This window comes from Sphingobacterium sp. MYb382, assembly GCF_037572665.1.
Taxonomy (GTDB): Bacteria; Bacteroidota; Bacteroidia; order Sphingobacteriales; family Sphingobacteriaceae; genus Sphingobacterium.
Map to the genome: position 1 here is coordinate 245,060 of NZ_JBBGZT010000007.1, position 25,207 is coordinate 270,266.

The window sequence follows — 25,207 nt, forward strand, 5'->3', positions numbered from 1 at the left end:
AAAACTAGTTTTGTTTACCGTAGAGTACAGGGTTTAACGATGGGTCGTTATACATTTTCATCTGTTTGTAGACTTTCATATACTTTCTTCCTTCCGAAATATCCGTAAGAAGTTGGTCAATACCAGCAGATAAATCAGCTCTTTGTGCTAATAAAATGTCTAGCTTTTCTTGGCAGGCATCAATATGAGCCTGGTCTACATCTGTACGGAAGGTCTCTTGCTCCATGTGGTAAACCTTTAAAGCAAGAATAGCTAAGCGGTCTATAGCCCACGCTGGACTTTCAGTATTAACTTGTGCATCACTGTGCGCAACTACGCCAGCAAAAAGCTGTAGGTAGTGGCTATCGATGTATTCAACGGTATCCGTACGAACTTGATTTTGTTTATCGATACGACGCTTCCAGTATAGTGCATCTTTCGGATCTATCTCTGGGTTACGTATCACATCTTCCATATGCCATTGAGCGGTATCAATCCAGCATTTTAGGTAAAGCAAATGCTCCAATGAAGAACCTTCAAATGGATTGTTAATAGGGTGATCAATCTCATCAAATTGATGATAATCATTGATCGCTTGTTGAAATACTTTGTTGGCAATTGCACTTATCATGGTACAAACTTACTTAAATTTGGAATTATACACAATAGGAATATCTGTCCCCATTAATGCGTTAATAAAGCTTGAAAAGCAGATTTTCGCCCTTCTAGCCCTTTGGATGCTAATGATTGTTTATTGTATTATAGCCAATATGGAGCTCGGGAAAATACCGAGAATTAAGATGAAAGCAACTAACACTATGGCTATTATAAATAAAATTCGAGAAGAAGGCGCTTGTTCTGCGGAGGTCTGATTATCAGCATCTCGCAAGAAGGCGTACAGTGGAATTTTGAAATAGTAAAACAAGGAAATAACCGAAGTTAACGCGCCAACAATTAATAAGAGCAGTGGGGCAATGGCTTCTGTTTGTTGATACGCTGCAAAGACTGCTGAAAAGACAAACAATTTACCAACGAAACCAATGGTAGGTGGTAGACCGATTAGTGCTATAGCCGTAAAGGTGAACGCACTAAATAGTAACGGCATTTTCTTCCCTAATCCTGCGAAAGCAGTTATTTCTGTCGATTGAACACGTTGTTCGATTTGGTCAATGAAAAGGAAGGTTGCAAAGTTCATCAGGACGTAAGCAACTAAGTAGAATAGTAAATAGTCATAACTCTCCGTATAGGCGAAAACAGCCATCAAGAGAAATCCCGTATGCCCGATAGCGGAATAGGCCATCATACGTTTGATATTGACCTGGCGTAAGGCAGCTAAGTTTCCAATAAGCATGGTTCCCAACGCACATATCGTCATCACCCATACAAAGATGTCTGAGAAATAAAAACCTGTAGCCGACCAGCTGTTGTATAGACGAGCTAATAAGATGATAGCCCCAATTTTGGGAACGGTAGAGATAAAGGCCGTTATCGCTGTAGGTGCCCCTTGGTATACGTCGGGAGCCCATAGATGGAAAGGGACGAACCCTAATTTAAATCCAATACCTACAAAAATAAAGAATAAGGCAATTGTGATAACGCTATCTGGCGCCTCTATTAAACCTTGTATCGCCTGTGGCGATAAAAAATCTAAACTTCCAGTTAGGCCGTAAATCAAAGACAGACCATAGAGCATTATGGCGGCACAGACTGATCCAAAAAGGGCATACTTCATGGAGGCCTCTGCTTGTAATTTATTCTGTGAGAAGTAGCCCACTAAGATGTAAGATGCTATTGAAACCGTTTCTATAGCTATAAATAACATTAACCAATTGCTGCTAACGGTGAGTAGTTGCATGCCTAGTGTTGCTGCAATCAATACCGTATATACATCGCCATTATGCTGCTTCTGTGTTTGCTGGATAAATATGGCTGTCAGTATAGCGCCAACTAGCGTTAACAAACGCGCATATACAGAAAGGTTATCAATCAGCAACAGTTGAAAAAATCCTTGTGCAGGTTGATTCAATTGTGGAACGAGTAGAAAGCCAGCTATGATAAAGCCAGCTACTGTAACCGTAAAAGCACCTTCCTTTGCCCACTTTCCAGCAAATAGACTAACGAAAATACAGGTTACAAAGGCCACCATTAAGCTTATTTCTGGCTTAAAGAACGGAACGGACTGTATGACTTGATCTAATATATTGCTGATATCCACGGTATGCGTAAATTTTATAAGTATGGCTTAATAAGACTTAACAGTTGTAATACGGAACTGTTTAATGGTCCGAAAACTAGCGATGGAACAATGCCTAAAAGCAAGGCTAAAGCCAACGTAGGAAATAGGATAAGCTGTTCGCGTGCTGTCACATCTGTTAAAGCAGTAGCCCATTGTTCGCCACCTTTGAGGCGTGTTTCTCCAAAAAACATGCGCTGCAAGGTCCATAAGAAATAGGCAGCACTCAAAAGGATGCCAACAGATCCAGCAATCGCCATCCATCGCGGAATGCCTGTAGCCATCGTTTCTGCATTGAAAGCTCCAATAATGACAAAGGCTTCGCCGATAAAAGCTGAAAATCCAGGTAAACCTAAAGAAGCGAAAAAAGCGATAGCTACGTAAGCCGTATATTTAGGCATAATGTTGGCTAAACCTCTGAAGTGGTAAATGGAACGGTCGTGAACACGGTCGTAAACGACACCGACCAAGAAGAATAGTGCCGCACTTAAGAAACCATGCGAAACCATCTGAAAAATAGCACCTGACATACCTTCGGCAGTCAGCGAAGCAATACCGAGGAGCACAAATCCCATATGGGAGACTGACGAATAGGCGATCATACGTTTTAAGTCTTTTTGCGCTAAGGCGTTTAAGGCACCATAAAGAATCGATATTACCCCAATTAGGGCTAACCACCAATTTGTTTGTGCTGCTATATCAGGAAAGATACTGTAGCAAATACGTATAATTCCATAGCCACCGACCTTCAATAAGATACCAGCTAGAATAATAGAGATAGGAGTTGGGGCCTCTACGTGCGCATCGGGTAGCCAAGTGTGTAAAGGTACTACAGGTACTTTGATGGCAAAGGCGAAAAATAAAATGATGAAGCCTAACAGTCGTGCTGGAATACCGAAAACCTCATGGTAGTTCGCGACAAAGCCGAAGAATGAGCCCTCGATATAGTTTGCCGGGTTCATCATGTGTAAGAGGTTGAATGTATGTGCCCCTGTAGCAGGGTTAATTACGGAGAAGTATAAGCCTACGATAATTAACAACATAAATACCGAACCTAGGAGGGTATAGATGAAAAATTTAATAGCTGCATATTCGCGGCGTGCACCTCCCCAAATACCAATTAAGAAGTATAGCGGTAATAGCATGACTTCATAGAATACATAAAATAAAAAGAAGTCTAAGGCTGCAAAAATACCCATTACAGCGGTGTTGAGTACCATCATTAGGGCAAAGTACCCTTTAAGACTTTTGCTGATGTTCCAAGAAGCACCAATGCCCATTAGCATGACTAAACTACTCAATACTACCATTGGTAAGGAAATACCGTCTAAACCAACAAAATAGTCAATCTCTAGTTTTCCAATTGATCCTAAATCCATGCGAATCCAAGAAAGCTGTTCTACATATTGATAACCCGAAGCGGTATCGACACCACTTAAGGAAGCGTTAAAATTAAAGTATAGATACAGCGAAAGGATAAATTGAATAATGGTTGTACCTAAAGCGATATATTTATAGGAAGCCTTGAGCGCCGTTGGCAATGCCAAAACTAACACTGCAGCAAGTAGTGGTAAAAATATGAATATGGATATTAAGCCCATGTCTATTTAATTATCAAGTAAAGTATGCCCAGCACCACAACGGTGAAGGAAATTGCAAAATAACCCTGTAACTGTCCGTTTTGTGCCTTTCGTACGATATGTCCAATAATATACGTTATACGGGCAACAGCATTCACAATGCCGTCAACAATGTTTTTGTCAAACCAGTTTGCCCAGTTTGCCAATCCACGCACCAAAGAAGCTAACAAAGTCGTCAAACCGTCTACAATATTTTTATCAAACCATGCTAGCAGTTTGCTTAAGCCTACGGTACTTTTCACAAGTACGTTTTCAATAAATTCGTTGATATATCCTTGTTTGCGGAAGAAAGTCATCCATTTACTTTCTGCAGCAAACGGATAATTGCCTTTGACATACCAGTTCCAACCTAAAAGCCAGCCTATGAGTGCAGCACTCGTTAAGAAAATAGGAAGGATAATATGTGCCATTGGTAGTGTAGGAACCATACTTTCCACGTGAAATTGCTGCATAAGCGATGCGGCGTGATATTTCAACGGATGTAACGAAAAGAGAAGGAAACTACTTCCTATCGCCAAGAAAAACATTGGATACAACATTTTCTTGGGTGCTTCATGTAGTTTGATGTCGTATTTGTAGTTCCCAAAGAAAGCTTTAAACAAGAGTCTCCCAATATAAAAAGCTGTCAGCATACTGACGATGATTAAGGTTATAGGAACAATAAAGTAGGCATTTCCATGTAAGCTTGCCCATTCGTAGGCCGATACAACGATGCTATCTTTTGACAGATAGCCTGAGCTTAATGGGAAGCCTGCTAATGCTAAAGAAGCAAGTGCCATTAGGGCGAAAGTCTTAGGCATGTGTTTACGTAGCCCACCCATGTTGCGTAAATCCTGTGGGTCAATAGTAAGCTTCGCGGCTTCCTTTAAATGGGCCATTTCATGAATAACAGCCCCGGCACACAGAAAGAGCAAACATTTGAAGAAGGCATGCGTCGTCAAGTGAAACATTGCTGCATTCCAGGCGCCAATACCAATAGCAACCATCATAAATCCCAATTGAGAAATGGTTGAAAAGGCTAAAATCTTCTTTATATCATATTGTGCCAAAGCAAAGAAGGCCGATGTCGCTGCCGTCAAACAACCGATAATGGCTATGATTAATAAGACTGTTTCATTAAATAGTGGGAAAATCGTGCATAGCAAAAATACACCTGCAGCTACCATGGTTGCCGCGTGAATAAGAGATGATACAGATGTAGGGCCTTCCATCGCATCAGGAAGCCATACATGTAATGGGAATTGTGCAGACTTGGCCATAGCTCCTAAAAAGAAGGCTATTCCTGCCATAGTAACCCATGGAGCACTCTTATCAAGTGTATAAATCAAACCACCATCTTCAAAAAGTTGTAACAAGTCAATGCTACCAAGATGGCTGTAGATTAAAGCAATGCCGATAAGGAAGCCTAAATCCCCAATTCGATTTATGATAAATGCCTTTTTATTGGCTTGTACTGCTGCGTCCTTGGTAAACCAAAAACCAATAAGTAGGTATGAGGCAAAACCAACAAGCTCCCAAAAGATATAAAGCTGTAGTAGGTTTATAGATACGGTGAGACCGAGCATGGCGAAGCAAAATAGGCTAAGATACATCCAATAGCGATGTATGCCTGGGTCACCTTTCATGTACGCTTGCGAGTAGATATGCACGGGTAAAGCGATAACACATACGACAAGTTGCATCAATACGGTGAGGTTGTTGAGTAGGATACCGACCTGAAATTGATGTTCACCGATGGTAAACCAATGGATATGCGTGTAGCATGTTGTTTTTCCCCAGATAGGAAGAAATATACCCACTAAGCTGATGATCGTGCTTAAAGCTATAGCGACTAAGCTGATGGTTCCAGAAGAAGACTTCTTACCTAGAATGGCTTGTATAATAAAAGCCAAAAATGGAAGTAGCACAACAACTAGGCTTAAGACAATAGGCGATATCGATAATAGTTGTTCCAATTAATCTTTTAGTTCGTTAATTTTTTCGGGATTTATTGTTTTGTATTTCCGATATACGGTTAATATAATGGCTAAGCCTACGGCTACCGAAGCAGCTGCTAAGACAATGGCGAAAAGCGCAAAAACTTGTCCACCATAATTTATCTTGTCGTATTTTCCGAAAGCTACAAAATTAAGAATAGCGGCATTAATCATGAGTTCGATGCCAACAAGGATCATAATACTATTTTTTTTTGCAAGGACTGCATAAAGACCAATACAAAAGATACAGGCACTGACTACTAAAAAGTGTGTTAAGCCAATCATTCCTTATCCTCCTTTCTTGATAGGTGTGCCGCACCTATAAGTACCATCATTAAGAATATAGAAATTACTTCGAACGGGAGTACATATTGTGTCATGAATTTAAAGCCTAGTGCTTTGATGTTATTGTCTTGCGCTTGGATAATAGTTCCTTTAGCTTGTGCTTCTTGAATCCAAGTAGGAGTATATTCATTCCAGGATTTAGCAGCATACAGCATAATGCCTAAAAAGCACAAAGAGAGTATTGCCGCTTGCCAGCTGGGTAATGCTATAAACCGTTTTGATGTATTTTGTAAATCAGCAAGCAACTCTTTGTTGGAAAGCATGAATGCAAAAATTAACAAAATAAGAACACCTCCAACATAAACGAGAATCTGTGTGATAGCTACAAAATCTGCTAGCGCAAATAGGTATAAGCCCGCCATCGCGAAAAGTACGACAAAGAGTAAAAATAGGGCACGTGCGGTATTTTTTATCTGTACCAGCAAGAAGGCTGCGGTGATAGCAAGAAAGGCGAATACATAAAAAATAAAAGCTTCCATTTATTTTTTCTTGGCTGCCTCCTTCTCAGCTTGAAACCGTGTCCATTCCTCTTTGCGTTGGGCAACTTCAGTATCACTCATCTCTGCGAATCCGTAGATTAAGTCGGTTAATTTCTGACTACTACGATCATATTGATTGGTCATCGTGATACACTCTGTAGGACAAACCACTGTGCAAAGTCCACAATACATACACTTCGCCATGTCAATATCAAATTGAGCAGCATATAGGCGTTTCACGCTACCATCGGATGTTTTGCCGATAGCCTCAGGCGATTTTACAGCTTCAATAGCAATACAATCAACAGGGCAAGCTTTAGCACAGAGGTCACAAACGATACAATCGTCGATAACAACATCTAGCTGATAACGTGCAACCTCAGGAATAGGGATTTGTTCTTTTGGATATTGAATGGTCGTGACGCCTTCCTGCTTATCAAAGTAGTCGGTGGCACGAATATCTAGCGAACGGCGTGACTGGCGAGCAGCAAAAAGGTGCTTCACCGTCAAGAGTAAGCCCTTAATAGCCGTTGTAAATCCGTGTATGGTTGTTTTTAATATCAAAATTCTATAGCATTACTAAGATACGCCATAAGCCAGATATAGCGATACAAATAAAGGCTGCAGGAATTAATATTTTCCAGCATAAGGTCATCAGCTGATCAGCACGGAAACGTGGTAAAGTCCAACGAATCCACATTTGAACAGCTATAATAAGTAGTGATTTGGATAATGTCCAGAAAATCCCCCACACAAAGCCATTGGTCCAATCTGCCAAGCGTACCACACCTATATTAGGAAGTGGTGAGTTCCATCCACCAAGGAAGATGACAACTCCTAAAATGGAAACTAAAAACATCATGGCATATTCAGCCAAAAATAGAAAGGCAAATTTAATACCTCCATATTCCGTATGAAAACCGCCAATAAGTTCCGACTCAGCTTCCGGAATATCAAAAGGTGCTCTATTGCACTCTGCTAGTGAAGCAATAAAAAATATGATATAGACAATAATTAAGTGTGGCGCTTGGAATACATGCCATGCTAGAAAGCCTCCAATATCCGTTACATCCCAAAAGCCCATAAAATAAATCGCTTCTGGAGATGCTGTACCTTGAAGATAGGCAATATCGTTAAGGTTTAAGGTCTGCGTAATCATAACGGCGGCAATCAGGGATAGACCAACCGGAATTTCATAGGATACCATCTGCGCAATAGCACGTATAGAACCTAAGAGCGAGTATTTGTTGTTGGAACCCCAGCCTGCCATCAGAATGCCTATAGCATCTATAGAAACGACAGCCATCAGAAAGAATAATCCTGTATGTATATTTGCTGGTACAAAGTCTGCCGACCAAGGGACAACACTAAAACCAACAAATACAGCCGTGAAAATAAGTATAGGCGCAAAGGCGAATAATAGTTTGTCGGCAGCAGAAGGAGTGATGAATTCTTTTTGAATGAGTTTTAAGATATCGGCGATAGTCTGTACCAACCCATATTTTCCAGTTTCCATTGGACCAAGACGGTCTTGAACGAAACCAGCAATTTTGCGCTCCGCATAGACTGCAAAAAGCGTAAAAGCCGCAATAAATGAGAATATTGCTAGAGGAACGATGATATGAATGAGTAAGTCAGTCAAGTTATCCTTTTTAGAATAATTCTTAATTAGCTGCAAATGTAATGAAAACGTAGCAAATGCCCATGCTTTATACGTTATTATAGTGTGTTTATAGACTTTATTTTTTTTATTGATCTAAAACATTTGATTTTTCCCACTGTTAATGCATTGACACTGCATCAAGGTGGTCACTTTACTTTTTAAATTAATACTTTTAGTATGAGAAAATTAAATTTTGGGGCGCTTGTAGTCATTGCCCTTTTAGCTGTAGGATGTTCAACTAAGAAAGCGGCTACGACTGAAAAGCCTACTACGGTATCTTATTCTATTGAGGGACAAAAATGGCAGTTGATTGAGTTGAATGGGAAGGCTGTTGGCCCAACAGTAAATGGTAAAGTTCCTTTTTTGGAGTTCGTTAAAGAAGATGGCCGTTACCAGGCTAGTGGTGGATGTAATGGTTTGGGAGGAGAGTACACCTTGTCTGCGGGAAACAGAATTAAGTTTTCACGTGGAATGTCGACCATGATGGCTTGTCCAGAGATGGAAGTGGAGCAGGGCTTAGGTCGCTTTTTTGAAACAGTAGATAACTACAGTATTAATGGAGACGTGCTGTCTTTTAGCAAAGCTAGGATGGCACCTATCGCTAAATTTAAACTTATGAAAGATGAATCTGCTAGCTTAGAAGGTACGTGGGAATTAGATTATATTTCTGGTCCACGTATCGCTTTTGAAGGTTTGTATCCAAATAAGAAGCCAACATTGGTATTTGGTGCTGACAAGAAGAAAGTATCAGGAAATGGAGGCTGTAATAATTTCAACACTACGGTAGCCATAAACGGATCTAGTATTAAGTTTGGTGTTCCTGCTGCTACACGCATGGCTTGTCCAGGTGAAGGCGAACCGGTTTTCTTTAAAACATTAGACCAAGTTTCAACCTTTAGTGTGCATGAAACAACGTTGACGTTAATTATGGGCGATATCGCTGTAATGCGCTTCCAAAAGAAGTAAGTAATCGCTGTTAAAATAAAAACTCCCTACTGCTAAAGCAGTAGGGAGTTTTTTATGTCTATTTTGAGATTTCTTATTGAACAAAATCAGCTTTCGTCAATGACACCTTTACAAAAACCTTATCTGGAACATTTACAGGTACATCTGCAAGAATTGGATCTTGGGCATAAATTCGTACAGATTTTGTGGTGTAGTCGTATGTATAGGAAATACCATTAATTGTTGCAGGAAGTCCATTATACGTTTTTTCGCCATCAAAGCTAATTGCTAAAGCAACAATACCTTGGTCAACATAGTAATCACTAAGCTCAGGAACTGTTAAGTCAACATATCGTGTAATGTATTTACCTGTCTTGGTTTCTGTAATCTGTGTTCCCCATTGACTAGCTGTTCTTGAGTAAACTGCAGTGATGCTTGGCACAACATCATAATATTCTTTTGTACAACTGCTAGTCACCGCTAGTGTTGCCGTACCAATTAAAAGGGCTAATAAAATTTTTTTCATCTGTATAGGAGCTAAAGGTCTTAAACAATTTCTTATGTGTGTCTAGTTAAGACGTTAAAATTTGTTAAACGTTTAATGACTATGAGCAAAAAATAGGCCATAATAATTTAACTCCTTGTGTTTTAGGTTATTTTTTTTCTTTGAGTTAATATTAAAGTGTTTAGGTATAGTGTTTTTTTTTTCTTACTTTTTCATAGTAAGTCTGATGCGTTGAACAAATCTACTATCTGTGTTCGTCAGATTTGCTATTTCTTGGTTTGAGAGATTAAGCTGGTTGATGAGGTTTTGTATCATTGATTTTTTTTCGGTATTAATCAATTGCTCTGCTTGTTCGATGGCTTCTTTGCGCGCATCCTCTTTGGCCTTGCTGATTAATTGCTCTGCTTTCTCCAGACCTTTTTACTTACCTTCCTCTCTAGCTATTCTTTTGGCTGTTGCCAAGATGCTTCTTTCATCTCTTTTATTTTTAAAAAGTGTTTCGTAAGCCATGCGATCTTCCTTGTTTAATTTAGCAATCTTATTAGATTTTTTCCTATTTTTTCATAGCAAGTCTGATGAGTTGAACAAATTTAATATCTGTGTTCGTCAGATTTGCTATTTCTTGGTTTGAGAGATTAAGCTGGTTGATGAGATTTTGTATCATTGATTTTTTTTCGGTATTGATTAATTGCTCAGCTTCCTCTTTGGCCTTGTTGATTAATTGCTTTGCTTTCTCCAGACCTTTTTGCTCACCTTCCTCTCTAGCTATTCTTTTGGCTGTTGCCAAGATGCTTCTTTCATCTCTTTTATTTTTAAAAAGTGTTTCGTAAGCCATGCGATCCTCCTTGTTTAATTTAGCAATCTTATTAGATTTTTTCCTATTTTTTCATAGCAAGTCTGATGAGTTGAACAAATCTAATATCTGTGTTCGTTAAATTTGCTATTTCTTGGTTTGAGAGATTAAGCTGGTTGATGAGATTTTGTATCACTGATTTTTTTTCGGTATTAATCAATTGCTCTACTTTTTCGATCGCTTCTTCGCGACCTTCTTCTTTCGCTTTATTAATCAATTGCTCTGCATGCTCGATGGCTTCTTTGCGCGCATCTTCTTTGGCCTTGCTGATTAATTGCTCTGCTTTCTCCAGACCTTTTTGTTCACCTTCTTCTCTAGCTATTCTTTTGGCTGTTGCCAAGATGCTTCTTTCATCTCTTTTATTTTTAAAAAGTGTTTCGTAAGCCATGCGGTCCTCCTTGTTTAATTTAGCAATTTCACCTATTTCAAAGATAAGTTGAAAGATCTGCTTGTCCAAGAAATCAGGAACATACGTTAGCTTGCCTAAATTTTTAAAAAGAAATAGCCAGTAGTCTAAATCAGTTTCTAATTCGGTTTCTTTTTTTAGGAATTTAGGAAGGATGATAAGTTTGTAATTAAGCTTCTCGTAGAAAACAGTTTGTTGAAGCCGGTCAAATAAAATAACGTCATGTAGGTGCCCTAGGCCATTATTTTCCGAAAAATTAAATGTTAAAATCGCAATAAAGTAAACTACAGGGAGCTCATAACTATTGCCTTCCTTGCCTTTTGGGATTAGTTTATTAATTAAACGGGCACTGTAGTAAAGCGCTCTATCTTTGAAAAAATCTTGATTATACTGCTGCATTTCAATAATAAAATGTGCACCATTATCATCAATACAGTACAAGTCGAAGAGAACGCCACGGTCTTTGCTGTAATCGGCATCTTGTTCGGTAGGGCGGTATTGTAAATTTAGGATTGTCCGTTCGCCCAGAAATAAGCTATTTAGGAAATGAATAAGTATATGCTTATGCTGTTCTTGGCCAAAGTAATGCTTCATACCAAAATTAGTTTTGATATCTACATATTTTCCTAAGTCCAGATTCATCTCTGTCATTGTATAGATAGTTTGGGCTGGTGGGGGCGCTTGTGGAAGCTAGTTTTTGTACAAATTGGTTGTTTATGTAAAGTTAGGCAAAGAATGGCTTTTTGACTAAAAAATAAAAAAAATGAGCCCGCTAAAAAACGGGCTCATTCCTGCAATAAGGCTTGTTTAAAAACTATTCACTCTCTTTATCATCCGAATTGGTTACATCCGACTCGATAGAATCGTCAGTTGCAGTTGGATGTGTAGCATGAACAATGATTTCGTTTTTTTCACTATCGTAATCAATGTTCAAGGTAGAGCCAGTTTTCACTTCACCTTTTAATATTTCTTCCGCAATAGGGTCTTCCAAGTACTTCTGGATAGCACGTTTTAAAGGACGTGCACCGAAGTTACTATCATAACCTTTCTCAGCGATATGATCTTTAGCTTTCTCCGTAAGGATAATTTCGTAGCCAAGGCCTTCAATACGTCCAAACAATGATTTAAGCTCGATATCAATAATTTTGAAGATATTCTCTTTCGTTAACGAGTTGAATACAATCACATCATCAATACGGTTTAAGAACTCAGGAGCAAAGGCGCGTTTCAATGCCGTTTCAATCACACCACGAGAGTGCGTATCCGCTTGATTTGCTTTTGCAGCAGTTGTGAAACCTACACCTTGACCAAATTCTTTAAGCTGACGCGCGCCGATATTAGATGTCATAATGATAATCGTATTTCGGAAATCAACCTTGCGGCCTAAACTATCCGTAAGCTGACCTTCATCTAATACCTGTAGCAACAAGTTGAACACATCTGGATGCGCTTTTTCAATCTCATCCAAAAGAATAACCGCATAAGGTTTACGACGTACTTTCTCGGTAAGCTGTCCCCCTTCTTCATAACCAACATAACCTGGAGGCGCTCCTACTAAACGGGAAACAGCGAATTTCTCCATATACTCACTCATGTCGATTTGAATCAAGGCATCTTCTGTGTCAAACATAAAGCGGGCAAGCTCTTTCGCTAATTCCGTTTTACCAACACCTGTAGGGCCTAAGAAGACAAATGAACCAATCGGTTTTTTAGGGTCTTTCAATCCAGCACGCGTACGTTGAATAGCTTTTACCAATTTCTGAACAGCATCATCCTGACCGATAATACGGCCTTTCATCGAGTCACCCATTTTCAACAGCTTTTGACTGTCTGATTGGTTGACACGCTGCACAGGAATACCTGTCATCATCGCTACCACCTCGGCTACATTATCTTCCGTAACGGTGTAACGTTTTGATTTTGTTTCCGCTTCCCAAGCTGCTTTCTCTTTATCGAGTTGCTCTAATAGTTTTTTCTCTGTGTCACGTAGTTTTGCAGCCTCTTCATACTTCTGGCTACGTACAACTTTGTTCTTCTCTACTTTCACATCCTCAATTTGCTCCTCGATGTCGATGATGCTTTGTGGTACATGAATGTTTGTTAAGTGAACACGTGAACCCGACTCATCCAAAGCATCAATAGCTTTGTCTGGTAAGAAACGATCCGTGATGTAACGTGTTGTCAAAGCCACACAAGCTTCAATAGCTTCAGGCGTATAGGTCACATTATGGTGTTCCTCATACTTATCCTTGATCCGGTTAAGAATCTCAACGGTTTCATCATGCGAAGCAGGCTCTACGACTACCTTTTGGAAACGACGGTCTAAAGCACCATCCTTCTCAATATATTGACGGTATTCGTCTAGTGTTGTTGCTCCAATACATTGGATTTCGCCACGCGCTAAAGCGGGCTTAAACATATTAGATGCATCCAAAGAACCCGATGCGCCACCAGCACCAACAATCGTGTGGATCTCATCGATGAATAAAATTACATCTGGTGATTTCTCCAGTTCGTTCATTACCGCTTTCATGCGCTCCTCAAATTGACCACGGTATTTTGTACCAGCAACTAATGAAGCCAAATCAAGCGTAACAACGCGCTTGTTGAATAATACACGTGAAACCTTACGTTGCACGATGCGTAGTGCTAGTCCTTCCGCGATAGCGGATTTACCAACACCTGGTTCACCAATTAAAATTGGGTTATTTTTCTTACGTCGTGATAAGATCTGCGATACACGCTCGATTTCTTTCTCACGACCAACGATAGGGTCTAGTTTACCCTCTTCGGCAGCCTTCGTTAAGTCACGACCGAAATTATCTAATACCGGTGTTTTCGACTTAATGTCGGATACTTTTTTAGGGGCAGTGAACTGTTGATCATCTTCAGGGAAGTCATCATCTCCAGAAGGAGAGCTTGATGCTTCGTCCGTGATGGTCGTTTTGTTTTGCTCAACTTCATTTTTGAACAAATCGTATGTCACGCTATACTGCTGTAAAATTTGTGAGGCAATATTCTCCTCGTCTCGCAGAATAGCAAGTAACAAGTGCTCAGTGCCAATAATATCGCTTTTGAATATCTTTGCTTCTAGATAGGTAATCTTTAAAACCTTCTCCGCTTGTTTTGTTAACGGCATATTTCCTATCGGTGCACGAGACATCGAAGAACCTTTGACAGCATCTTCGATAGACTGTCGGATAGCACCAGTATCTATCCCAATATTCTTCAAAATCTTTATCGCCACTCCATCACCTTCTCGAATCAACCCGAGCAAAAGATGCTCTGTGCCGATATAGTCATGGCGAAGCCTCAATGCTTCTTCTCGGCTGTAGGAGATTACATCCTTTACGCGTGGTGAAAATTTTGCTTCCATGTATTTTGCCTTTCCTTTTTTGATAATAGGATATTATAAAAGTACAAATAAAATATAAACCCTATGTCTTTACAATGTATATTTTATCAACAATTGCGCCACAGGCCGGAAAGTATCAAAATGTCAGTCTTTAACCATTAAAATTGATTATCTTTGCGCAAAAAAACAGTTTTAATACGTCTATGTCTGAAGAAAAAATAATCTTTTCGATGGCTGGTGTCAGCAAAGTCTACCCGCCTCAAAAACAGGTTCTTAAAAATATATACCTTTCTTTCTTTTACGGAGCTAAGATTGGTGTGATCGGTTTAAACGGATCAGGTAAGTCTTCCGTTTTGAAAATTATTGCTGGATTAGATAAAGCCTATCAAGGTGAGGTCGTTTTCTCGCCAGGCTACTCTGTAGGCTATTTGGCCCAAGAGCCTATTTTAGACCTTGAAAAGACCGTTATCGAAATCGTAGAAGAAGGTGTGGCTGAAACTAAAGCCGTACTGAATGAGTACGAGGAAATAAATGAAAAATTTGGCCTGCCAGAGGTGTATGAAAATGCTGATGAGATGGACAAATTGTTGGCTAGACAAGGTGAATTGCAGGATATTATCGATGCTACAAATGCGTGGGAGTTAGATACGAAATTGGAGCGTGCCATGGACGCATTACGCTGTCCTGATGCAGATGCGAAAATTGCCAATCTGTCAGGAGGAGAGCGTCGTCGTGTGGCACTTTGTCGTTTATTGCTTCAAGAACCTGATGTTTTATTGCTCGATGAGCCTACCAACCACTTGGATGCAGAGTCTATCGATTGGTTAGAACAACACTTACAACAATATAAAGGTACGGTTATTGCAGTTACCCACGATCGTTACTTCTTAGATAACGTGGCCGGGTGGATTTTAGAGCTTGACCGTGGGGAAGGAATTCCTTGGAAAGGAAACTACTCTTCGTGGTTAGACCAAAAAGCAAAACGCTTGTCGCAAGAAGAGAAGCAAGAAACAAAACGTCAAAAGACGCTTGAGCGCGAGTTAGAGTGGGTGCGTATGGCACCAAAAGCACGTCACGCTAAGTCTAAAGCACGTTTGCATAACTATGAAAAATTAGCGTCTGAGGAAACGAAAGAGCGTGAAGATAAATTAGAACTCTTCATCCCGCCAGGACCGCGTTTAGGAAATGTGGTGATTGAAGCCGAAAATATCAGCAAAGCATATGGCGATCGTATTTTATTCGAAAACCTAAGTTTCTCTTTGCCTCCAGCAGGTATAGTAGGGATTATCGGGCCCAATGGTGCTGGTAAAACAACATTATTCCGCTTAATCACAGGACAAGAGCAACCTGATACGGGTACTTTCAAAGTAGGAGAGACTGTAGTTTTAGGTTATGTCGATCAGAATCATGATGACCTTGATCCAGAGAAATCTGTATGGGAAAACATTACGGAAGGTAATGACAACCTTTTGTTGGGTAATAAGCCGATTAACTCACGTGCTTATGTTTCGAAATTCAATTTCAACGGTGCTGATCAACAAAAGAAAGTTGGCGTATTATCCGGTGGTGAGCGTAACCGTGTGCACTTGGCAATCACGTTGAAAAAATCATCCAACGTGTTGTTGCTCGATGAGCCTACCAACGATATCGACGTAAACACATTGCGTGCGCTAGAAGAAGGTTTAGAAAACTTCGGTGGTTGTGCGGTAGTTATTTCCCACGACCGTTGGTTCTTAGATCGTATTTGTACGCATATCTTAGCGTTTGAAGGTGACTCTCAGGTGTACTTCTTCGAAGGAAACTACTCTGATTATGAGGAAAACCGCAAGAAACGCTTAGGTGATGTAGCACCAAAGCGTATCAAGTATAAAAAATTAGTTAAGTAATTAAGATAGGAGAGAAAGCATGGAGTCAGCAAAATTATTAGAAGCCATTATTGATAATGCCATAGACGGTATTATCACCATAGACCATCGTGGAATTGTGGAATCTATAAACCCTGCTGCCCTGCATTTATTTGGCTATGCACCCGAAGAGGTCATCGGAAATAATATCTCTATGTTGATGCCTGAGCCTGATCGTAGTCAACACGATGGATATATCCATAACTACCAGGAAACAGGCCAGAAGAAAATCATAGGCATTGGCCGCGAGGTAAACGGAAGAAAGAAAGATGGCTCTTTCTTCCCTTTTCGCTTAGCCGTGAGTGAGGTTTTCTATAAAAATAAAAATATATACACCGGCTTTATTCACGACCTCACCAAAGAGCGGGAAGCTGAAGATAAGTTAAGGCAGCATGCGGTAGAGCTTGAAGAAAAAGTGCGCGAGCGTACACGTGATTTAATCACGTTAGTTGGTGAGTTGGAAAAAGCGAAGGCCGACGTAAGTATCTCTTTGGAAAAAGAAAAAGAACTCAATCAGTTGAAGTCTCGCTTTGTGTCGATGGCTTCGCATGAATTCCGTACACCGCTGAGTTCCGTACAGCTATCAGCATCTCTTATTGAGCGATACCTTGAAAAACCAGACCATAACAACGTAATAAAGCATACCAACCGTATCCGCGGTTCGGTTAAGTTGCTCAATGATATTCTGAATGATTTCTTATCTTTAGAGAAATTGGAAGCCGGAAGAGTGGTGGTAAACAAACACCATATCAATCTGGTACAGCTTTCGGAAGAGATTACAGAGGAGATGCAGATGATTTGTAAGAAAAATCAGCATATTGTGTATCAGCATACCGGAGCAGTTGGCGTTTTCTTAGTCGATGAGCACCTCGTAAAGAGTAGTATCATCAATTTGATATCCAACGCAATTAAATATTCTGGAGAAGACACCTTTATTGAATTTACAACCGAAATTAAGGATAATACCTGCGTCGTTTGTGTATGTGATAATGGTATTGGTATTCCTGTGGAAGACCAAAAGAACCTTTTTGAACCCTTCTTTAGGGCCAACAATACAGGAAGCATTCCAGGAACCGGTTTAGGTTTGAATATCGTGAAGCGCTATGTAAGCTTGATGGGAGGAACCTTAGAATATAAATCAGCATTAAACGAAGGAGCCATGTTTAAAATGGTTTTCTGGCAATAGTAGATTAGAATAGATGGCAAAGACAATATTGATTATTGAAGACAATCTAGAAATTAGAGAAGGAACAGCAGAAGTGTTGGAGCTAGCAGGAGACTATACCGTATTAACGGCTTCTGATGGAAAAAAAGGAGTAGAAGCTGCTATTCTGCATAAACCTGATTTGATACTTTGTGACATTATGATGCCCGAGCTTGATGGCTATGGCGTACTCTACATGTTGAGTAAAAATGAAGCTACTGCTGACATCCCTTTTATCTTTTTAACGGCAAAAACAGAACGCTCAGATTTGCGTAAAGCAATGGAGATGGGGGCCGATGATTACTTAACGAAGCCTTTCGATGATGTAGAACTCCTAAATGCGATAGAAAGTAGACTACGCAAAAGAGTACAGCTAAAGCATAAAGATAACGTCAGACAGCATGTTCAACTCAGTGAAGATGAGCAAACTTCATTATTGGATGGATTGATTAAAGATGCTCGTGTAAAAACGTTTAAGAAAAAACAAGCAATATACGAAGCTGGAGATTCACCTGTGTTCGTTTATTTCTTGATTAGAGGAAAGGTGCGTAGTTTTCTATTCTACCAAGATGGGCGAGAGCTGTCGATTAATATTTATGTAGACAACAGCTTCTTTGGTTATGAAGCACTCCTGTTAAATGAAAAATATAGCGATAACGTAACAGCGCTAGAAGACTGTGAAGTAGCTTTAGTGCCTAGAGAGAAGTTTTTTGACCTCCTTTATGATAAACCGGCTATCGTACGTCGTTTTATTCAGTTGTTGTCTGGAAATATTCGTGATAAAGAAGACCAAATGCTAGGGTTTGCCTACGATACCGTACGTAAGCGTGTCGCTAATGCATTAGTCAATGTCGCTGAAAAAACAATTACCACAGCCGAAGAAGATGAAGCATTGATTCGTATCTCGCGTGATGATTTAGCCGCTTTAGCAGGTACAGCCAATGAAACAATCAGCCGTATGTTGGCCGATTTTAAGGATGAAAAATTGATTACTAAAGAAGGTAATGCCATTCGTATTGCATCTATACATCGGTTGAAATCTATTAAATTCTAGTACCAACTCCTTGGACTAGTGATATAAATCATTTTATTATTTGATACCCTTCACGTGCGGACTGCACTTACTGCTTTACTTTTGTAAGAAACAGTAAGTGTAAACGCACGGTATGAAAGTTGTAGCCTATAACATAAAAGATTATGAGAAAGAACTGTTGGCGCTAGCCAATGGAAAAGTTCATGATTTAACGCTTATTTCCAATGCCTTGAACCTAACCACCATGCAATATGCGCATGGTAAGGAGGTTGTTGTGGTATCCGCTGAAGATAAGCTTGATGCTCCCTTGATTGAAGAGCTACACCATATCGGCATTCGTAAAATTATTACCCGCTCCCTGACGACAGGACATATTGACCTGATAAAGGCACATGAGCTAGATATTCAAATCGCCAATACACCTCATGAAGACCAAAGTCCGAAAGGAATAGCGCAACAAACAATTCAGAATTTAACACTCTGGAGCGTGGGTAAATGCGTAGGTAAAGCCTGCTGTTGTGTTAATAATTGTAGTAACCCCGCAAAAAATAAGAAGCAATCATGATGGTAAATAATGAACTCGTAAGTAAGTATAACGTTGCTGCGCCACGCTATACTAGTTATCCAACTGTTCCATTTTGGGATAATGATAGTTTTTCTGCAAAGTCATGGATAGACCGATTGAAATTTACTTATCTACAGCATCAAAATAAGGGGATAAGCTTATATGTACACCTTCCATTTTGTGAGAGTCTGTGTACCTATTGTGGATGTAATACACGAATTACTAAAAATCATCAGGTAGAAGAACCATATATCGCACATATTCTAAAGGAGTGGAATCTTTATAAAGAAGCGCTAGGGATGGATATTGTAATTAGCGAAATTCATTTCGGAGGAGGCACACCTACTTTCTTTACGGCAGAAAATTTGCAAACGCTTGTTCAAGGTTTACTTCAGGGTACTTCCGTTACGGAGCATGCTTCATTTTCTTTTGAAGCACACCCCGCAAATACTACCAATGAACATCTGCAAGTGCTTTATGACCTTGGATTTAGACGATTAAGTCTTGGGATTCAAGATTTTGATGAAAAAGTACAATATGTTATAAATAGAAAACAAACCGTAGAAGATGTTCAACGTGTGATGAAAGATGCACGCGCTATTGGTTATACATCCATAAACTTCGACCTTATCTACGGCTTGCCATTGCAAACAAGAGCAAGCGTTGAGCGTACCACAGAGCTGGCATTAGCCATGTCGCCCGACCGTATTTCATTTTACAGCTATGCCCATGTGCCTTGGATAAAGCCCGGTCAACGCCGTTTTACGGAGCTTGATTTACCCGAAGGGGAAGAAAAATTATTTCTTTATCGTTTAGGGAAACAAATGATAGAGTCTGCAGGTTATAGAGATGTAGGAATGGACCATTTTGCAAAACCTGATGACGAATTGTTTTTAGCTTCCGAAAACGGAGGACTACACAGAAACTTTATGGGCTATGCAGACCGTTATGTGCCCGTGATAATAGGCCTCGGCGTATCTTCTATTAGCGACGCATGGACTGCTTTTGCACAAAATGTGAAAACCGTGGAATCCTATTATGAGCTGGTCGATAAAGGAGAGTTCCCAGTAGTGAAAGGTCATTTGCTACATGAAGAAGATTTAGTGTTACGTCGTTATATTTTGGATATGATGTGTAAAGGTGTCGTAGTACTCGAAGAAGGGTTCGCACTTAATGACATTATCCTTGAGCGCCTACAGCCCATCCTGAAAGATGGATTAGTAAGTATTCAAGGTCATAAAATTCAAGTTACGCAGGTAGGAAAGTCATTTTTAAGAAACATATGCATGGTCTTCGATCAGCGTTTACAGCAACGTAAAGAGACCGAACAATTATTTAGTCAAGCCATTTAATCATTTTGGGGAATGAGCAATTTAGAAAATACTGTTGTTGAGGAAGGGTGCTTCCATTGTGGGGATAAGGTTGAGGAGGCACCCTATTTTTTAGATGGTCATACATTTTGCTGCCTAGGCTGCCAGACCGTTTATATGGTTTTGCAAGAAAGTAATCTGCATAACTATTATAAATACAATACCCATCCAGGGCGTTCCCAAAAGAAAAAAGGTGCCGATGTTTCTTATCTCGATGAGCCTAAGATTGCGGCCAAATTGGTTGACTTCCAGGACGAGCATGTCTCGGTTATTACCTTTTATATTCCCGTTATCCACTGTAGCTCCTGTATTTGGCTGCTTGAGCACCTCTATAAGTTAAATCCTGCAATAGTAACATCACGCGTTGATTTTATGAAAAGGCAGGCATCCGTTACATTCAAGCATCAAGAAGTCTCGCTTCGCGAAGTTGTTGAGCTGTTGAATCATATCGGCTATGAGCCTAAAATCACGCTGCAAGATGTGGTTAAAGAAGGGAAAAAAGTAAATAACAATAGCCTTATCGCTAAGATAGCCGTTGCTGGTTTCTGTTTTGGAAACTCCATGATGTTGAGCTTTCCGGATTACTTTGGAATGGATGCTTTCGAAAAGCAGTATAGCAATGTGTTTGGCTATCTCAATTTAGCATTTGCCATTCCTACCTTATTTTATAGCGCTTCCGATTATTTTAAATCCGCTTGGTTTAGCTTAAAGCAGAAACGGTTAAATCTTGATGTACCGCTAGCACTCGGTATTTTCATCATCTTTCTCCGTACAGCCTTTGAAGTATTGACACAGACAGGACCAGGCTTTGCCGATACCCTATGTAGTTTGGTGTTTTTTATATTGATAGGTAAGTGGGTGCAGCAAAGAACCTACTACCATATATCTTTTGAGCGTGATTATCGTTCCTATTTCCCGGTTGCGGTTACACGTATAACCGAAAATAAGGACGAACCCGTTCAGTTGGCAGACCTGCAAATAGGTGACCGTATTCTCGTGCGCAATAACGAGATTATTCCGGCCGATGCTATTCTGCTACGTGGGCAAGCAGCCGTAGATTTTAGCTTCGTGACAGGTGAATCACGTACTGTAGAGAAAACACTAGGCGAGATTATCTATGCCGGAGGAAGGCAAGTTGGTGAAGCTATTGAACTCGAGGTCGTGAAGCCCGTATCGCAAAGTTACCTTACCAAACTGTGGAATAATGAAAGCTTCAAGCACTACGAAAAGCAATTTGACACTTTTATAGGTTTCATTAGTAAATATTTTACCATTGGTTTAGTCAGTATAGCCCTTGTATCTTGTGCCTTTTGGTTATTCGGGGGGGACTCCATGCGTGCTTGGGGCGCATTTACAGCCGTGCTTATTATTGCTTGCCCTTGTGCATTGGCGCTAAGTTCGCCCTTCACGCTCTCGGCAGCACTCAGTATTTTCGATAAAAATAAATTCTATATTAAAAATACAGCAGCCATAGAAGAGATGGCAGCCATCGATTGCGTGGTTTTTGATAAAACAGGGACGATATCGTCTCCCAAGTCATCCACCATGCTTTTTGATGGACAGCTTACTACCGAAGAACGCTCTTTTGTAGCTTCTGCCTGTCGTCATTCAGGGCATCCGCTGAGTCGGGAAATTGTGAAATGGATGGGCGTCACCGATTTTAATGAGCTTACCGCTTTTGAGGAAATTGCTGGACAAGGGATTCGTGCGCAAATAGGTGATGTCAACCTGCAAATAGGCTCAGCCTCATTTGTTGGAGTTGCCAAATCAGACCACGATGGTTCCGTTGTTTATATCACAATCAATGGACAGCTTAAAGGATATTTCACCTTAGAGCAAGCATGGCGCGATGGGCTCGTAGATGTGGTGAATAGCATGAAAGAAAGCTACGATTTGCATCTTATATCTGGTGATAACGAGCGACGTTCCGATGCGTTGAAGTTAATTTTTCCAAGCCGTTCAGTCTTATTGTTTAACCAAAGTCCAGCCGAAAAGCTAGAGCGTATCGACCAGTGGCAGCATAAAGGAAAACAAGTATGTATGCTCGGCGACGGACTTAATGATGCCGGTGCACTCCGCAAAGCCGACCTCGGTATAGCCGTGTCCGATGATATCAACAATTTCTCGCCAGGCTGTGACGCCATTCTCGATGGTGATGCCTTTGCGAAGTTGCCTAAGTTTTTCGCCTTTGCCAAAGATGCGGTCAAGGTAATCCATGCCAGCTTCGCCATTTCCCTACTATACAATGTTGTAGGAATAAGCTTTGCCGTGCAAGGAACCATGTCTCCACTATTTGCAGCCATCCTGATGCCGATAAGTACCGTTACCATTATATCGTTTACCAGCCTATCGACCCGATGGTTTGCTAGACGACGTAAATTGTTGTAAATTTGATTGTTAAGTAGGGTAGGGTTTAAACACACAACACATGAATATCATTTTCTTTCTCATTGGCTGTAGTATATTTATAGCCTTGATTTTCTTAGGAGCCTTCATCTGGGCCAATAAAAGTGGGCAGAATAACGATACCTATACCCCTTCGGTACGGATTCTTTTTGATGATGAAGTAGTCGTGGAGGAAAAAAGGGCGGAAACGAAAAAGAGTTAATTGTTTTACAGTAATAGAGAATACTGAGCCCTTATAAAAAACAAAATGCTTTATTCTTATAAAGCACCTCTTTTTGTTTCATGTCTATTGTTAGTGTAATACTAACTTTGTTTTTGAGTTTTGGACTGTTTGTCCGCTTTTTCTGAGCTCTGCTCAACTTGTTCAATAAATCCCCAGTTTGTCATGTAGTACATGTACGGGTTCTTGCGTAAATTTGTAGTTTTCATCTTTTCTTTTTTTATCATATATATTACCTTTCTTGTGAATACTCTTAAGATACAACAAATTCTGTGCCTTACCAAACTATTTATGCGAAAATAGCTGATAAAGAATAAAAAACAACTCAACATTACATTTTTATGACAATAAGGTGTTTGTAATGATATTCTGGGCGCTCCGTTAGGGGCGTTTTTAAATTACGCCCCTACGTCGGGCTTTCCGCACTCGCTTTTTGTTTTGTGGTTCCCCTCGCGTACCGCTCGAGCCCCAAAACAAAAGAGCTCAAACAATCGCTCCAATCCCTAGCGCAACTACTATTCAACAAGCCCTTATCGCTATATAACAAACGGAATACATATATATACTATATGCGCTAATAGCTGCTGTGTCACTGAGTCTGTCGAAGGGTTCAATAAGTATAAAAAAAAAGATAAGTGCAAAACCGAGATTAACTGCAAAAATCTGAATCTTGCAGTTACTAGAAAAAAGGCCTCGGCATCTGCTGCGTAAAATCGTAGCGTAGGAAATTCCGCAAGAACAAAACTCTGTCCGAGCGGAGCGAGTTCGTTTTGTTCCGGAATTTACAAGCGTAGATAGCAGTATATGCCAGCCTTGATTTTTGCCACCCTTTTTATCAAGAAAAAGGGTGAAGCCGCGTCCTGGCTAAGGACATGCACTATAATTAAGCAAAAGACTTCAATAAGCGTTGCAAACGCTATCCTCTAGCATCCTCGTTTCAAACGAGGACGGATAAACAGTGCAAATAAATCTTTCTAAAGGATGCTTCGACAAGCTCAGCATGACAATTTGGAAAAGGAAGAGCAAAGGAGATAAGTCTTGTTATTAAGGTAGAGTTGTAATAAACCTAGTATTCCTTATATATAGGAGTAAGCCTTTCTAAATGATGCTTCGACAAGCTCAGCATGACAACTTGGAAAAGGAAGTGCAAAAGAGATAAGTCTTGTTATTAAAGGTAAAGATGTAAACAAAGTATTGCTTATATATAGGAGGTCCCCCTTTCTAAGACGATACTTCGACTTGTTGTCATCCTGAGCCTGTCGAAGGACAGTATAACAAATAGGAGAGGAAAGTAAAACTATAAACCTCGCAACAAGGAATTCAATCCAGCGGATTGACATCATTATAGCCAAGATATAAGAATCCATATAACGACCCCAGCGGGGTCGCATATCCAATAACCACCCTAATTCCCTATCCAAACCACCTATTTACCCCCCAAAACCCAACCCAAGGAAAAATTATCTAGTATCGTTATCAAGCACTTAAGAAAAACTCCTAATAAATAAGCTAAAAACATTTGGAAGTAGGGGTATAAAACTTCTATCTTTGCACCACTCCGCAAGGGAGGGACGATTGAAATAAAGGGTTAAAAACAAGGATAGCAGCATTATAAATGCGGTTTTTTCTAAATTTAACGAAAGAGGAGCTAGAAAAAATAAAGTAAAATTTATTTTGGAAAATCAAAAAGCTTTTCTACCTTTGCAGTCCCAACCGAAACGAAGGGCGCACATCGCAAGGATGTATGAAACAAACAAGATTAAGTTTAACCTAGCAATAGGGAAAATATATAGCCAAAGCGCGATGCGGCGGCGAGAGAAGTTCTTTAAGAAAATGATCATGAAAACGTAACGAGTAGTTGGTTATACTAACGAAAGTTAACAAATAACAATCAACCTAGTCAGTTCAAATTAGATATTAAAAAAAGACAATTCTAATTATTTTATAAATAGTTAGGTTTCTAACAATTCATTTTTACAATGGAGAGTTTGATCCTGGCTCAGGATGAACGCTAGCGGCAGGCCTAATACATGCAAGTCGAACGGGATCCAAGGTAAAGCTTGCTTTATTTTGGTGAGAGTGGCGCACGGGTGCGTAACGCGTGAGCAACCTACCCATATCAGGGG

20 protein-coding genes and 1 rRNA gene are annotated in these 25,207 nt (G+C 40.0%); 9 read left to right on the top strand and 12 right to left on the bottom strand.

Annotation, left to right across the window (positions count from 1 at the left end; translation table 11 throughout):
• Positions 1-4: 4 nt before the first annotated feature.
• From WH223_RS01835 to nuoH, 8 genes are all read right to left on the bottom strand, one after another.
• Positions 5-610 (bottom strand): DUF4254 domain-containing protein, encoded by a 606-nt coding sequence (locus tag WH223_RS01835; RefSeq protein WP_340045817.1) that lies wholly within the window; start codon positions 608-610, stop codon positions 5-7.
• A gap of 120 nt (positions 611-730) precedes the next feature.
• A complete protein-coding gene (locus WH223_RS01840) occupies positions 731-2,194 on the bottom strand; it encodes an NADH-quinone oxidoreductase subunit N (protein ID WP_340045818.1) in 1,464 nt (487 codons plus the stop codon).
• A 14-nt stretch (positions 2,195-2,208) separates the two neighbouring features.
• On the bottom strand, positions 2,209-3,813 hold the full coding sequence (locus tag WH223_RS01845) for a complex I subunit 4 family protein (protein WP_340045819.1): 1,605 nt from the start codon (positions 3,811-3,813) through the stop codon (positions 2,209-2,211).
• 2 nt (positions 3,814-3,815) lie between these two features.
• Entirely contained in the window at positions 3,816-5,807 is a 1,992-nt protein-coding gene (gene nuoL / locus WH223_RS01850; RefSeq protein ID WP_340045820.1) for an NADH-quinone oxidoreductase subunit L, read from the bottom strand.
• Complete coding sequence (nuoK, locus tag WH223_RS01855) at positions 5,808-6,113, bottom strand: NADH-quinone oxidoreductase subunit NuoK (RefSeq protein WP_340045821.1); 306 nt, start codon at positions 6,111-6,113, stop codon at positions 5,808-5,810. It lies immediately after the preceding gene.
• Positions 6,110-6,652, bottom strand: coding sequence for an NADH-quinone oxidoreductase subunit J family protein (locus WH223_RS01860; protein ID WP_340045822.1), 543 nt, complete (start codon positions 6,650-6,652; stop codon positions 6,110-6,112). Before WH223_RS01860 ends, nuoK begins: the two co-directional genes overlap by 4 nt.
• The gene (locus WH223_RS01865; protein WP_340045838.1) at positions 6,653-7,219 is read right to left on the bottom strand and encodes a 4Fe-4S binding protein; all 567 of its coding nucleotides are present in this window, start codon (positions 7,217-7,219) and stop codon (positions 6,653-6,655) included.
• 1 nt (position 7,220) lies between these two features.
• Positions 7,221-8,294, bottom strand: coding sequence for an NADH-quinone oxidoreductase subunit NuoH (nuoH, locus tag WH223_RS01870; RefSeq protein ID WP_340045823.1), 1,074 nt, complete (start codon positions 8,292-8,294; stop codon positions 7,221-7,223).
• Between the two features lie 198 nt (positions 8,295-8,492).
• Here nuoH and WH223_RS01875 point away from each other — a divergent pair, with 198 nt between their 5' ends.
• Complete coding sequence (locus WH223_RS01875) at positions 8,493-9,281, top strand: META domain-containing protein (RefSeq protein WP_340045824.1); 789 nt, start codon at positions 8,493-8,495, stop codon at positions 9,279-9,281.
• 73 nt (positions 9,282-9,354) lie between these two features.
• Here the strand turns inward: WH223_RS01875 and WH223_RS01880 are convergent, their stop codons facing one another.
• The 4 genes from WH223_RS01880 to WH223_RS01895 all read right to left on the bottom strand — a co-directional run bounded on the left by WH223_RS01880 (position 9,355) and on the right by WH223_RS01895 (position 14,400).
• Complete coding sequence (locus WH223_RS01880; protein ID WP_340045825.1) at positions 9,355-9,786, bottom strand: hypothetical protein; 432 nt, start codon at positions 9,784-9,786, stop codon at positions 9,355-9,357.
• A gap of 532 nt (positions 9,787-10,318) precedes the next feature.
• On the bottom strand, positions 10,319-10,600 hold the full coding sequence (locus tag WH223_RS01885) for a hypothetical protein (RefSeq protein ID WP_340045826.1): 282 nt from the start codon (positions 10,598-10,600) through the stop codon (positions 10,319-10,321).
• A 43-nt stretch (positions 10,601-10,643) separates the two neighbouring features.
• A complete protein-coding gene (locus tag WH223_RS01890; protein ID WP_340045827.1) occupies positions 10,644-11,675 on the bottom strand; it encodes an Rpn family recombination-promoting nuclease/putative transposase in 1,032 nt (343 codons plus the stop codon).
• Between the two features lie 163 nt (positions 11,676-11,838).
• Positions 11,839-14,400 (bottom strand): ATP-dependent Clp protease ATP-binding subunit, encoded by a 2,562-nt coding sequence (locus WH223_RS01895; RefSeq protein ID WP_340045828.1) that lies wholly within the window; start codon positions 14,398-14,400, stop codon positions 11,839-11,841.
• Between the two features lie 182 nt (positions 14,401-14,582).
• Between WH223_RS01895 and ettA the strand changes: the two genes are divergently transcribed.
• From ettA to WH223_RS01935, 8 genes are all read left to right on the top strand, one after another.
• Positions 14,583-16,265, top strand: coding sequence for an energy-dependent translational throttle protein EttA (ettA, locus tag WH223_RS01900; protein ID WP_340045829.1), 1,683 nt, complete (start codon positions 14,583-14,585; stop codon positions 16,263-16,265).
• 19 nt (positions 16,266-16,284) lie between these two features.
• Complete coding sequence (locus tag WH223_RS01905) at positions 16,285-17,469, top strand: PAS domain-containing sensor histidine kinase (protein ID WP_340045830.1); 1,185 nt, start codon at positions 16,285-16,287, stop codon at positions 17,467-17,469.
• Positions 17,470-17,482: 13 nt separating this feature from the next.
• Positions 17,483-18,541, top strand: coding sequence for a response regulator (locus WH223_RS01910; RefSeq protein ID WP_340045831.1), 1,059 nt, complete (start codon positions 17,483-17,485; stop codon positions 18,539-18,541).
• 112 nt (positions 18,542-18,653) lie between these two features.
• Positions 18,654-19,085, top strand: coding sequence for a lactate dehydrogenase (locus tag WH223_RS01915; protein ID WP_340045832.1), 432 nt, complete (start codon positions 18,654-18,656; stop codon positions 19,083-19,085).
• Positions 19,085-20,437 (top strand): oxygen-independent coproporphyrinogen III oxidase, encoded by a 1,353-nt coding sequence (hemN, locus tag WH223_RS01920; RefSeq protein WP_340045839.1) that lies wholly within the window; start codon positions 19,085-19,087, stop codon positions 20,435-20,437. Before WH223_RS01915 ends, hemN begins: the two co-directional genes overlap by 1 nt.
• 12 nt (positions 20,438-20,449) lie before the next feature.
• Entirely contained in the window at positions 20,450-22,843 is a 2,394-nt protein-coding gene (locus tag WH223_RS01925; RefSeq protein WP_340045833.1) for a heavy metal translocating P-type ATPase, read from the top strand.
• Between the two features lie 40 nt (positions 22,844-22,883).
• On the top strand, positions 22,884-23,063 hold the full coding sequence (gene ccoS, locus WH223_RS01930; RefSeq protein ID WP_340045834.1) for a cbb3-type cytochrome oxidase assembly protein CcoS: 180 nt from the start codon (positions 22,884-22,886) through the stop codon (positions 23,061-23,063).
• A 1,994-nt stretch (positions 23,064-25,057) separates the two neighbouring features.
• Positions 25,058-25,207 (top strand): 16S ribosomal RNA (locus tag WH223_RS01935); the annotation flags it as partial.